Origin of the sequence: Kibdelosporangium aridum, from assembly GCF_900176515.1 — a bacterium.
Classification (GTDB): Bacteria; Actinomycetota; Actinomycetes; order Mycobacteriales; family Pseudonocardiaceae; genus Kibdelosporangium; species Kibdelosporangium aridum.
This window is the reverse complement of sequence record NZ_FWXV01000010.1, coordinates 242,121-254,043: the sequence shown is the minus strand read 5'-3', so window position 1 is coordinate 254,043 and position 11,923 is coordinate 242,121. Positions and strand designations below refer to the sequence as shown.

13 protein-coding genes are annotated in these 11,923 nt (G+C 66.7%); 8 read left to right on the top strand and 5 right to left on the bottom strand.

Annotated elements, in window-relative coordinates:
* Nucleotides 1-29: 29 nt before the first annotated feature.
* From B9C43_RS41895 to B9C43_RS41880, 4 genes are all read left to right on the top strand, one after another.
* Nucleotides 30-1,715, top strand: a complete 1,686-nt coding sequence (locus B9C43_RS41895; RefSeq protein ID WP_084432974.1) for an ABC transporter ATP-binding protein — start codon at nucleotides 30-32, stop codon at nucleotides 1,713-1,715.
* Nucleotides 1,716-1,788: 73 nt separating this feature from the next.
* Entirely contained in the window at nucleotides 1,789-3,558 is a 1,770-nt protein-coding gene (locus B9C43_RS41890; protein ID WP_084432973.1) for an ABC transporter ATP-binding protein, read from the top strand.
* A gap of 16 nt (nucleotides 3,559-3,574) precedes the next feature.
* The gene (locus B9C43_RS41885; RefSeq protein WP_033389075.1) at nucleotides 3,575-3,784 is read left to right on the top strand and encodes an MbtH family protein; all 210 of its coding nucleotides are present in this window, start codon (nucleotides 3,575-3,577) and stop codon (nucleotides 3,782-3,784) included.
* Between the two features lie 65 nt (nucleotides 3,785-3,849).
* Nucleotides 3,850-4,125 carry a YggT family protein gene (locus tag B9C43_RS41880; RefSeq protein WP_033389076.1) on the top strand — a complete coding sequence of 92 codons (276 nt, stop codon included), beginning with the start codon at nucleotides 3,850-3,852 and terminating at the stop codon, nucleotides 4,123-4,125.
* A gap of 59 nt (nucleotides 4,126-4,184) precedes the next feature.
* Here the strand turns inward: B9C43_RS41880 and B9C43_RS41875 are convergent, their stop codons facing one another.
* Entirely contained in the window at nucleotides 4,185-5,168 is a 984-nt protein-coding gene (locus tag B9C43_RS41875) for an iron-siderophore ABC transporter substrate-binding protein (RefSeq protein WP_084432972.1), read from the bottom strand.
* A gap of 123 nt (nucleotides 5,169-5,291) precedes the next feature.
* On the opposite strand from B9C43_RS41875, the gene B9C43_RS41870 reads away from it, so the two are divergent.
* The gene (locus B9C43_RS41870; protein WP_235039161.1) at nucleotides 5,292-6,311 is read left to right on the top strand and encodes a FecCD family ABC transporter permease; all 1,020 of its coding nucleotides are present in this window, start codon (nucleotides 5,292-5,294) and stop codon (nucleotides 6,309-6,311) included.
* Entirely contained in the window at nucleotides 6,308-7,351 is a 1,044-nt protein-coding gene (locus B9C43_RS41865; protein ID WP_235039160.1) for a FecCD family ABC transporter permease, read from the top strand. Before B9C43_RS41870 ends, B9C43_RS41865 begins: the two co-directional genes overlap by 4 nt.
* On the opposite strand, the gene B9C43_RS41860 is transcribed toward B9C43_RS41865, so the two are convergent.
* Nucleotides 7,259-8,515 carry an MFS transporter gene (locus B9C43_RS41860; RefSeq protein WP_380144768.1) on the bottom strand — a complete coding sequence of 419 codons (1,257 nt, stop codon included), beginning with the start codon at nucleotides 8,513-8,515 and terminating at the stop codon, nucleotides 7,259-7,261. The two genes, B9C43_RS41865 and B9C43_RS41860, sit on opposite strands and share 93 nt — an antisense overlap.
* A 140-nt stretch (nucleotides 8,516-8,655) precedes the next feature.
* Nucleotides 8,656-9,687 carry a right-handed parallel beta-helix repeat-containing protein gene (locus tag B9C43_RS41855; RefSeq protein WP_143446963.1) on the bottom strand — a complete coding sequence of 344 codons (1,032 nt, stop codon included), beginning with the start codon at nucleotides 9,685-9,687 and terminating at the stop codon, nucleotides 8,656-8,658.
* Between the two features lie 37 nt (nucleotides 9,688-9,724).
* On the opposite strand from B9C43_RS41855, the gene B9C43_RS41850 reads away from it, so the two are divergent.
* Together B9C43_RS41850 and B9C43_RS41845 are read left to right on the top strand one after the other, a co-directional pair.
* Complete coding sequence (locus B9C43_RS41850; protein WP_235039158.1) at nucleotides 9,725-10,420, top strand: dienelactone hydrolase family protein; 696 nt, start codon at nucleotides 9,725-9,727, stop codon at nucleotides 10,418-10,420.
* Nucleotides 10,417-10,989: a carboxymuconolactone decarboxylase family protein gene (locus B9C43_RS41845; protein ID WP_084432967.1), complete on the top strand. Its 573-nt coding sequence runs from the start codon at nucleotides 10,417-10,419 to the stop codon at nucleotides 10,987-10,989. The genes B9C43_RS41850 and B9C43_RS41845 overlap by 4 nt, the downstream gene beginning before the upstream one ends.
* Before the next feature lie 134 nt (nucleotides 10,990-11,123).
* On the opposite strand, the gene B9C43_RS41840 is transcribed toward B9C43_RS41845, so the two are convergent.
* Nucleotides 11,124-11,522 carry an SRPBCC family protein gene (locus tag B9C43_RS41840; protein WP_084432966.1) on the bottom strand — a complete coding sequence of 133 codons (399 nt, stop codon included), beginning with the start codon at nucleotides 11,520-11,522 and terminating at the stop codon, nucleotides 11,124-11,126.
* Nucleotides 11,519-11,878, bottom strand: coding sequence for a nuclear transport factor 2 family protein (locus B9C43_RS41835; RefSeq protein WP_084432965.1), 360 nt, complete (start codon nucleotides 11,876-11,878; stop codon nucleotides 11,519-11,521). Before B9C43_RS41835 ends, B9C43_RS41840 begins: the two co-directional genes overlap by 4 nt.
* Nucleotides 11,879-11,923 lie beyond the last annotated feature (45 nt).

Genomic DNA, 11,923 nt, shown 5'->3' with positions numbered 1-11,923 from the left:
AAGACGGCACAACTGAGTGGGCGGGGGCTGTGACAAGCAAACAGATCACCGGCGGGAACGTGCTGCGGGGGGCGATTACCGGCCAGCGCAAGCACGTCACCCTGGCAGCGCTGGGCTTCAGCGCGCACCAGGCAGGTGAGGCCATCGTGCCCGTGCTGATCGGTGTCGTCATCGACCAGGCGATCGCCGTCGAGGGGTATGGCGGGCTGTTCCTCTGGCTGGGGATTTTGGCCGCGGTGTTCGCGGTGCTGTCGTACAGCTATCGGTACGGCGCCAGAGCGGCGGAGCGCGCCGCTGAACAGGCCGCGCATGACATCCGGCTGGCGCTGGCGGCGCGTGTGCTGGACCCGCGTGGTGGAGCCGAATCGGGCCGGTTGCCGGGTGAGCTGGCAAGTCTCGCGACCGGTGACGCCCAGCGGGTCGGTGCTCTCAACCGTGCGCTGCCGTATGGCCTCGCGGCTATGACGGGTGTCGTCGTGGCAGCTGTCGCGCTGTTGGGTGAGTCCGTGCCGTTGGGGCTTCTCGTGTTGCTGGGGACTCCGCCGTTGTTGTGGCTCGCGCACCTGTTGGGCCGTCCGTTGGAACGACGCAGCGAGGCCGAGCGGGAACGTGCCGCGAACGCCTCGGGAGTGGCCGCGGACCTGGTCTCCGGGCTGCGGGTGCTCAAAGGATTGGGTGCCGAGTCAGTGGCGGTGGCGCGCTATCGGACCATGAGCCGGGAATCGCTGGCCGCCACCGTGCGCGCGGCGCGCGTGAAGTCGGTCCACGACGGCGGGATGTTGGCCCTCAACGGCATCTTCCTCGCCATCGTCGCACTGGTCGGCGGTCGGCTGGCGGCGGAAGGGTCGATCAGCATCGGTGCGTTGGTCGCCGCGGTCGGTCTGGCGCAGTTCCTATTGGGCCCGTTGACCAACGTCGCTTGGGTCAACTCGGAGTTCGCTCAGGCCCGTGCCTCGGCGACGCGGATCGCCTCGGTGCTCTCGGCGCCGCCCGCGGTGCAGCCGGGGACCGGCAAGCTGGCCGGCCCGGTGCGGGGTGAGATCGCGCTGCGCGGCGTGTCGCACGCGGGGCTGAGGGATATCGACCTGCACGCAGCTCCGGGTGAGCTGTTGGGAGTCGTCGTGCCGGATCCAGCCATCGCAATCGCGCTGCTGGAATGCCTCGGCCGCGATGTCGATCCGGCCACGGGGACCGTCGAACTGGACGGTGTCGCGCTGTCGTCGCTTGAGTTCGACCAGGCCCGTGGTGCGATGCTGATCGCCGCGCACGACGCCGATCTCTTCGAGGGCAGCCTGATCAGCAATGTCACGTCCAATGGGGACGGCGCAGCCCGTGCGCTTACTGCCGCTGGCGCCGACGAAGTCGCGCGGGCACTGCCTGAGGGAGTGGACACCGTGCTGACCGAACGAGGGCGGTCGTTGTCAGGTGGGCAACGCCAACGGGTGGCGCTGGCGCGTGCCTTGGCGGCGGATCCGCCGGTGCTGGTTCTGCACGACCCGACCACCGCGGTCGACGCGGTCACCGAGGCGGGTATCGCCGAAGGGGTCAGGGAAATCCGCCGGGGACGGACGACGATCCTGCTCACCACCAGCCCCGCGCTGCTCGCGGTCGCCGACCGCGTGGTGGTCATCGAGGACGGCAAGGTCTCCGCGGAAGGCTCGCACGGCGAGCTCGCCGCGGCGCATGCCGGCTACCGGACGGCGGTGCTCGCATGAGCGAGCTTGCGAGCGAGTCATTCAACACAGCGCCGGGGTCATGCGACCAACGTGAGCACAGCGGGGAGTACGCATGACTCAGGAACTGTTGCCCACAGCGACTCCCAAGCGGACGCGCCAAGCGGTCTGGGAACTGGTCCGCCTCGACCGGGGCCTTGCTGTCGTGGCGTTTCTCGTACTGCTGGCCGCGACCGCGGTCGGGCTGGCGACCGCGCCCCTGCTCGGCCGGATCGTCGACCTCGTCGTGGAACGCTCGCCGGTCGGCGCGATCACTTTTCCCGTCGTGCTGCTGGTGATCGCCGCGATCGCGCAGGGCGTTTTCATGGGTATCGGTACGAATCTCGTGGCGCAGGTCGGTGAGCGGATGCTCGCCCGGCTGCGGGAGCGGTTCGTTGACCGGGCCCTGCGGTTGCCGCTCGAACAGGTCGAACGGGCCGGGTCCGGCGACCTGACCGCGAGAGTCAGCGATGACGTCACGGTGATCGCCGAGGCGGTCCGCAACGCGTTGCCCGCGTTGTCGCGTTCGGTGCTGGCCATTGTGCTGACACTGGGCGGAATCGCCGCGCTCGACTGGCGTTTCCTGCTGGCCGCGCTGCTTGCGGTGCCGATCCAGCTGAGCACAGTTCGTTGGTACGCGCGCAATGCGGGCCCGATGTACGCGCGCCAACGTGTCGCGGTCGGTGCCCAGCAGCACCAGTTGCTCGACACCATCGGCGCGGGCAAGACCGTGCGTGCGTTCCGGCTCGCCGACGACCACATCGACCGCGTCCGCGGCAAGTCGCAGATCGCTGTCGACGTGGCACTGACGGCGGCCAGGCTGTGGACGAGGTTCTACGGCAGGCTCAACCTCGCCGAGTTCATCGGGCTGGGCGCCGTGCTGACCGCCGGGTTCCTGTTGGTGCGCAACGGCGAGGTCTCCGTCGGTACGGCGACCGCGGCCGCGTTGTACTTCCACGGTCTGTTCAACCCGATCAACGTCGCCCTGTCGCTCGTCGACGACGCCCAAGCCGCGATGGCGAGTCTCGCCCGGCTCGTCGGCGTCGCCGAGTCGCCGCTTCCGGCGGAGCCGGAGAAGCCGGCTGTCCCCACGGATGCGTCGGTTACCGCGTCCGGTGTGCACCACGCGTACCGCGAGGGCGAAGAGGTGCTGCACGGGATCGACCTGGACATCCGGCCAGGCGAGCGCGTGGCCCTGGTCGGTGCCAGCGGTGCGGGCAAAACGACGCTGGCCAAGCTCATCGCAGGTATCCACACGCCATCCGGCGGGGCCATCCAGATCGGCGGCGAGTCACTCGACCGGCTCGGCCCGACAGCGGTCAGCAAGTCCGTTGTCCTTGTCACCCAAGAGGTGCACGTCTTCGCCGGGCCGCTCGCCGACGACCTGCGGCTGGCCCGTCCGGAGGCGACCGACGAGGAACTGATCGCGGCGCTGGACCGTGTCGGGGCTGTGGCATGGGTCCGTGCATTGCCCGACGGACTGGCGACCGTGGTCGGTGAAGGCGGGCACCGCCTCACCGCGGCGCAGGCCCAGCAATTGGCGCTGGCCCGGTTGATCCTGGCCGATCCGCCGATCGTGATCCTGGACGAAGCCACCGCGGAAGCGGGAAGCACCGGCGCTCGTGTGCTGGAAGGGGCGACTGTCGCGGCGCTCGAGGGCCGCAGTGCTCTCATCGTCGCCCACCGCCTGACCCAGGCCATGGCCGCCGACCGCATCGTGGTTCTCGACGGCGGCCGTGTCGTCGAGTCCGGCACCCATTCCGAACTTGTCGCTGCCGACGGCCACTACGCCACCCTGTGGCAGGCCTGGTCCGACACCCGTAAGAACGCGACCGTCTCTGACTGACGCCAATGGAGAGATCATGACCAACCCGTTCGAGGACCCCGACGGCACCTACCACGTGCTCGTCAACGCCGAGAACCAGCACAGCCTGTGGCCGGACTTCGTGGCCATCCCCGACGGCTGGACCAGCGTGCACGGCCCGGCCGACCGGCAGTCCTGCCTGGACTACGTCGAACAGAACTGGACCGACATGCGGCCGCAGAGCCTCATCGAAGCCATGGGCGACTGACAGCACACTCTCAGACTCCTCTCAACGACCCGGGTCACCATGGAGAAGGTGGAACGGAGTTCGTCATGAGTGCGCTGGGAACCCTGCTTGGGCTCGTTTTGACGTTGTTCATCGTGGTGATGGTGATCCGCGCGATCCTCGACTGGGTCGGCGTGCTCTCCAGTGGCGGCGCGGCCGTGATCAAGGCACGGCGTGTGGCCTACGGCCTGACTGAGCCGGTGATCCGGCCGGTACGCCGGCTGATGCGGCCTGCTCGCGTCGGCTCGGTGTCCATCGACCTCGCGTTCACCGTGGTCTTCGTCGCCGCGGTGATCCTGCGAGCACTGGTCAGCAACTTGTGAGTCAGCATGCGAATGGGGCCTGTCACCGCGGTGACAGGCCCCATTTCGTTCCGATCAGGTCACTTGACCATCTGTGCCAGCTGCGGTCCGAGGTTGTCCAGCAGCATCGGCAGGCTCAGCACCGAGATGAACGACGCGGCGTTGCCCATGTCGGTCGTCTCGTCGAGGATGATGTCGCGCTTTTCCTTGGCCACCTTCAGCGAGGCGTACAGCGGATCGTTGTCCAGGGTGGTCCTGGCCTCCTTGGGGACCGCAAGCCAGATGATCACGCTCTGGTCGAGCAGGTCCACCCGCTCCTTGCTGATCGACGCGCCGAACTTGTCGCCGATCACCTCGTCGAGCTTCTCCGGCAGTTTGAAGCCCAGCGACGTCAGCAGCCGCGAACGCGGGTCCTGCGATCCGTAGACGAAGTAGCCCTCCCACAGCGTCGCGACCAGGCCGGTGGCGTTGGCGAACTTCGGGTTGTCCTGACGGGTCTTGGCGATCTTCGCCTCGACGTCGGCGACCAGCTTGTCCGCCTGCGCGGCCTTGCCGACGATCTTGCCGAGCGTCTTCGTGGACTCCTGCCACGGGATGCCGTAGTCGTTGTACTCCTTGGGCTGCGCCACCGTCGGGGCGATCTTGGAGAGCTTGTCGTACGACTCCTGGGTCAACCCGGCGTACAGGCCGATGATCACATCCGGCCGAAGCGACGCGATCTTCTCGTACTGCGGGCCGTTCTCATCGGTCAGCACGGTGGGCAGCGGAGCGCCGTTGAGCTTGTCCTTGGCCCACGGGTTGATCGCGCCGGGGTACTTCTTGAGCCAGTCGGTCACTCCGACCGGGACGACACCCAGGGCCAGCAGGGGGTCCTGTTCGGTCACACCGACCACGACGACCCGCTTGGGCTCGGCGTTGATCGTCGTGCTGCCGAACTTGTGCGGGATGGTCACGGGGAAGGCCGCGGCGTCGCCCGTGGCGGACTGGGGTGCTGCCGGGGTGTTGGAGCCGGACCCACACGCGGTGAGCAGCAGCAGGCTGGCGGCTAACAGGTAACGAATCATCTATACGCCCTTCAGGTCGGAACGCCCCGACTCCTCGTGCCGGTGTCCACTGGTCCGAAGACTTCGGTTAGCCTAACCTCAACTATCGGCATCCAGGAACACTGGTGGTGGTGTGTGGCAGGCGTGACAGAGCGCGCCAAAACGGCGCATCGCGCCGGGCGGGCCCTTGGCTTGGTGGTCGGCCTCGCGGCGCTGCTTGTCGTCTGCGCACTGAGCATCTGGTTCGGATCCAAGGACATCCCGTTCGCCGAGACCTGGAACGTGCTGTGGCACAACGACGGGTCCCGCGACGCGGTGATCATCCACTCCGTCCGGATCCCGCGGACCCTGCTCGGCTTACTGGTCGGGATCGCATTGGGCTTGTCCGGAGCGCTGATGCAGGCGTTGTCACGCAATCCGCTGGCCGAACCCGGCCTGCTCGGGGTGAACGCGGGTGGATCCTTCGCGGTGGTCGTCGGGATCAGCGTGTTCGGCGTGGGCTCGGTGTCGGGATACGTCTGGTTCGCGTTCCTCGGTGCGGGAGCCGCGACCGTGATCGTCTACCTACTGGGCGCGACCGGGCGCAGCGGGCCGACGCCGGACCGTCTGATCATGGCCGGTGCCGCGGTCAGCGCGGTGTTGTACGCGCTGGTCCGCGTGTTCATCCTGATGGACCCCCTGACGTTCAACCAGTTCCGGTTCTGGAACGTGGGATCGCTCAGCGGCAGGCAGATGGACACCGTCACGCAGTTGCTGCCGTTCTTTGTGGTCGGCATCGTCCTGGCGCTGCTGTTGGCCCGTTCGTTGAACGCGTTGGCGCTCGGTGACCAGACGGCGACGGCTCTCGGCGCCCACATCGGACGCACCAGGGTGGTCGGTGTCCTCGCCGTGACGTTGTTGTGCGGCGCCGCGGTCGCGGCTGCCGGTCCGATCACGTTCGTCGGGCTGGCGGTGCCCTATGTGGTGCGGTTGATCACCGGCCCCGACCAACGCTGGATCCTGCCGTACACCGTGCTGATCGCGCCGATCCTGGTGATCGGATCGGACGTGCTCGGTCGTGTGATCAACCAACCTTCGGAGTTGCAAGTGGGCGTCGTGACCGCGTTCATCGGCGCACCGGTGTTCATCTGGCTGTGCCGGCGCCGCCGGGTGACCAAGCTGTGAGCGTCAACACGGCGGTCCGCGGCCGCCCGATCCGGATCTCGCGGCTGTCGTTGCGGCTGGACATCCGCGCCACGGTGACGTGCCTGATCATGACCGCGGCGATCATCGGGCTCGGTTTCCTGAGCATGACCACCGGTGACTACCCGCTGACCGTGCCGGAAGTGGTGGACACCGTGCTCGGCCAGGGCCCGCCCGGTGCCGACTTCATCGTGATGGAACTGCGACTGCCCCGGTTGCTGGCGGGGCTGCTGGTCGGCGCCGCCTTCGGGATCAGCGGCGCGATCATGCAGCGGCTCACCGACAATCCGTTGGGCAGCCCGGACATCATCGGGTTCACCGCGGGCTCGGCCACCGGCGCGCTCTCGGTGATCGTGCTGACCGACGGCGGGATGATGCTCACCGCGGGCGGTGCGCTCGCCGGCGGGATCGTCACGTCGATCCTGATCTACCTGCTCGCGTACCGGCGCGGTGTGCAGGGCTTCCGGCTGGTGCTGATAGGCATCGGCATCAGCGCGATGTTGTTCGCCGCCAACGAGTACTTGATCACGCACGCGTCGTTGCAGGACGCGCTCGCCGCCGCGGCGTGGCAGGTCGGCGGGTTGAACGGGCGCGGATGGGAGCACGTCGAACCGGTCGCGTGGGCCATGGTCGCGTTGCTGCCGTTCGCGGTGTTCTTCAGCCACCGGCTCTCGATCTTGCAGATGGGCGACGACGCCGCCAAGGCGCTGGGTGTCCGCGTCGAAAGCACCCGGCTGGTGCTGGTCATGGTGAGCGTCGCCCTCGCCGCGGTCGGCACGGCCGCCGCCGGGCCGATCGCGTTCGTGGCGTTGGCCGCACCGCAGATCGCCAAACGGTTGGCCGGTACGCCCTCCGCCGGGCCCATCGCCGCGGGGGCGATGGGTGCGCTGCTGTTGATGACCAGCGATTTCGTTGTGCAGAAGCTGTTTTCAGACACCCAGCTGCCGGTTGGTATCGCCACCGCGGTCATCGGCGGGCTCTACCTGGCTTGGCTGCTGGCTCGTGAGTTTCGCCGCCGTTGACTTGGCCAGCGTCACGGCAATCGCGCCGAACGCTCCGACCAGCGCGAACACGTAGAAACCCCACGGGTACGCGACACCGGCGTCGAGCAGGGCGCCGCCTACGATCGGCCCGCTGATCGCGCCGAGGCGGCCGATGCCCGCGGCCAGGCCCAGTGCCGTGGCCCGGTTGTCGTCCACATAGGTCCGTCCAATGTAGGCGTACACCAGAACCTGCGCGCTGAACACGAAACACCCAGTGATGAACACCGCGACGTACGCACCGAACTGCGGCATCTTCACGCTCAGCACAGCGAGGAAAACGGCCGCGCAGATGAACCACAGGATGGTGGGACGCCGGACTCCCGCCCGGTCCGCGACGGCACCGGCGACGAGCAGGCCGACCACGGCGCCCACGTTGAGCGTCAGCAACAACGCCAACGCCGCGCCGAGTTCGTATCCGGCGGACCGCATGATCTGCGGCAACCACGTGTTCAAGCCGTACACCAGCAGCAGGCCCATGAAAGACGCCACACAGAACGCGAGTGTCGAGCGGAGGTACTTGCCTTGGAACAGCGACGTGATCGTGCCGAATGCCGTGCGCTCGCGGGTGAGTGTCGCGGACTCGGGCAGGTACTTGATCATCAGTGGGACCAGGACGACCGCGGGCGCCGCGCCGATGATGAACATCGCGCGCCAGCCGAGGTCCGGGATCACCAGAATGCCGAGCAATGCGGTGAGAACAGCGCCGACGTGATAGCCCGTCATCACAGTTGTGGTTGCGCTGCCTGCTTTGCCGCTGCGCGCGTGTTCGTTGACGATCGCGATCGCCGTCGGCAGGCAACCGCCAAGGCCGATCCCGGCCAGGAAACGAAACAGGCCGAACATGAAAACCGATGGGGCGAAAGCGCAGAGCAGCGTGAGCACCGAGAAACTGGTGACTGACAACACCAATGCCTTACGCCTGCCGATGACGTCAGTGAGTGCGCCAATGGTCAGCGCGCCGATTGTCATACCCACCAAGCCGAATGTGGACACGGCCGTGGCACTGGCCGGATTCAGGCCCCATTCCTTGGTGTCCAGCAGGACTGGAAGGACCGTGCCGAGTACGACCAGATCGAATCCGTCCAGCAGGACTGCGCTCCAGGCAAGGGAAATCGCCCATCGGCGACCAGCACGCTCCGCCACCTTTGTCGTCACCGTCTCGCTCCATCGCGTTGCCGAGTTGCCGGGTTGCCGCGAGACCATAGGTGGCGGATTTCCGGTTTTCAGCCCCGGCTTCCACTGAGCGGAAGTCGGGCTCGGCGGGGAAGCGGCTGAGCGCGAGGTCAATCGGCGGTGAGCGGCTCCAGGTTGTCGTCCCGGAAGTTGCCGATTGTCTCGATCCGGCCGTCGGTGGTGTCGAACGGCGCGAACCGCCATGTCGGCACGATCCGGTTGTTGATCACCCGGACGCCGATCGGGAAACCGTGGCCCTGGCTGCGGACCTGGACCGCGAAGTTCCCACCGGCCAGCAGATTGTTCTCGACCAGGAAATTCTTGGAATCGCCCTGTTCGGTGGCGATGCGCACGACGGCGTTCTTGCCCATGGCGTCGTTGATGAACGTATTGTGCCGCAGCACGACATTCAGCGCGCCGGACGATTGGATGGCGTCGTTGTGGCAGATGTCGCAGCTCGCGAGATCGTGCACATAAGAGTCCTCGATCACCACGTTGGTGCCCATGTGCGGGCCTTCGCCAAGGCTGTGCATGTCCACCCGGCGCAGAACGTAGTTGTCGAATCCGACGGCGGCATTCGTGGTTCCCGAGTTCAACCCGTCGATCTCGGTGTCCTCGATTACGGCGTTGCGGAAACCGTCGTAGACCCGGATCGGGAAGTAACTGTCACAGCGCACCCGGCTGCGTTTGATCTTGACATTGTTGGCCTTGATGCTGACGCAGCCGCGGATGTCCTTGCCGTCGATCACCGTATTGGGCTCGTTGATCTGGAACTCCGCGTCGGCGGTGAGATTCACGCCCGCGGTGGTCAGCTTGACCCCGGTGTGCTGCCACCCGGTATTGCTCGCATCGGGAAAACCACACGCGCGCAGCGTCTTGATGCAGTTGGTTTTCGGCTGGGCGGGTGGAGGTGGTGGCGGGGGAGCGGCTTGCTTTTGCGTCCCGCTGGTCGTGGTCGTCGATTGTGGAATCGCCGACAAAGGCGCGGGTTGGTCACTGGTTTCCGATGCCCACTCGGCCGGGGTGGAAGTCTCCGGCGCCGGTGCCGCTGTCGTATTGCATGCGGCGAGTGTTGTGCCTACCGCGAAGATGGAGACGATCGTTCTCAGTCTGCGACGCCGGTTGGGAAATAACTCGGCCATTCGGCCTCCCGGTTTATCGACAAGGTAAGTTCGAAGCGTGAGTGTGCAGCGTACAGAATCCGTGCGTACCCCGGATGGTGAATTCGACCTGACCGTTTGGGCACCGGATGGTGGCGGGCCCGCGGTGCTGGTGATCCAGGAAATCTTCGGCGTCGGCGAGTACATCGAGGCGGTCGCCGGTGATCTGGTGGAACTGGGATATGTCGCGGCCGCGCCGGACATGTTCTGGCGGCTGCGGCCAGGCTGGCGCGCCGGGCACGACGACAAGGGCCTGGCCGAATCGATGGACCTGGCCAGCCAGTTCGACATGACGACGGGCGTGGCCGACGTGGCGGCCGCGTACCAGCATCTCTCCCAGCTGCCCGAGGTCACTGGTGGCGTGGCGCTGCTTGGCTTCTGCTTCGGCGGCACGGTTGCTTTCGTGTCCGCGGCGTCGATCCAGCCCGCGGCCGTGCTGTCGTTCTACGGCTCAGGCGTACCGTCCCAATTGGACCTGCTCGATAAGATCAAGTCACCGTTGCAGCTGCATTTCGGCGGCAACGATCCGTACATTCCTGCCCAGAAGGTCGCCGATGTGGCCGCTGCGGTGGAAGGCCGCGCCGGGGTTGAGTTGCACATCCAGCCCGACGGCGGGCACGCGTTCCACAACCGGGTGGCGCCGCAGTTCTACCAGCCGGAACCGGCCGAACGAGCGTGGGCGCTGGCGGTGGACTTCCTCAGGAGGCACTTGTGAAGGACCTGCACCAGAAAGGCCGGGACGTCGTCGGCGAGCTGATCCCGGGCGGGAAGGCGAGGCTGGACAAGATCTTCGAAGTGGCGCCCGGCCTGGAAGAACTGGCCGTCGGCGTGGTCTACGGCCACCTGCACAGCCGCCCCGCCCTGGACGCCCGGACGCGGGAAGCGGCCGCGATCTCCGCGATCATCGCATCCGGCGGAGCGGGGACACCGATCCGCGTGCACACCCGAACCGGCCTGTCCTCAGGGCTGGCACCCGCGGAGATCACCGAGATCGTGACCGAAGCGGCAGCCTTCTCCGGCTTCCCGCGCGCGGTGATGGCCCTCGAACACATCAAGGAAGTGTTCACAGAGGCAGGCGCACCTGTGCCGCCAACCCCGGCACCGCGCGAAGTGCTGCTACAGGCACTGGAGTCGGACGAGCGCCTGGCCGAATTTTCAAGCCATCCAGCCCAAGTCGTCACCACCGGCCCCGACACCGCGATCGCGATCTTCGCCGACGGCGCAGCCGTGGCGTGGGCCCGGACCAGCGAAACGAAGATCGCTGAACTGAAAGTCCTGCGCTAGTGAGTCGGGGTGGCGCGGCGGATGCGCCACCCCCGCCCGCCTCGCACTTTCATCTCGAGCCGCCTGATCGAAGACCACCCAACTTGAGGTTTCCCGCTCACAGAGTCGAGAGGCGTAGCCGTCGCGCCACCTCTTCACTTCGCTGTCAGCAGGTCCACCACGTCAGCCATCACCCTGCGCCAATGCTCGCGTTGGCGTTCCCGTTCGGCCGGGCCGGTCATCCGTTCCTGGTGAAAGGTCAGCCGTGTCTTGCCGTTGCTGGCTGAGATCGCGATCTGGACCGTGGTCTCGTGATCCCAGTCCTTCGGCCGCCACGTCACCCGGACCCGGTCGAGCTCATTCAGGCTCCGCACCTCGCCGACCGTGCCGTCTGCCGTCTCGTACGACTGGCCCTTGACGAGGGTGGCGCCTTTTCCGAGCCACAGTGCGATGCCTTCGTCGCTCATGATCGCCGCCCACACGGCTTCCGGTGCGAACGGCAAAGTCTTGGAGACGCCGATCTGGAAGCCGACGTCCTTCGTCTGCCCGATCATGACTGCTGGTGCAGTACGGCGCGCCACTCGCCGTCCTCGAGCGAGTAGACCGTCGTGGCCAATGCGGTGAAGTCATGCTCGGTGCCGTCGATCAAGGCCGTGTAGTCCGTTTTGTACGTGACCAGTGCGGCGGTCTCGTTGATCAGCAGGACCTTCGCGTCGCTCATCTTGGAGCGGGTGAACGGGTTGTCGTTGATGCTGATCAGCTTGACGGCCCCGCTCTTGTCGTACACGCCGAACTTGCTGACGCCCAATGCGTCATCACGCAGGACCTTGTCGTAGAACGCACCGTCGCCTTCGCGGTTGGCCCGCCACAGCTCTTCTTCCAGGTCCAGCAACGTCTGCTCGATGCTCATCGCCCCTCCAGTGTCTGTAACCGGTATAACCGGTAGTGAAACCGA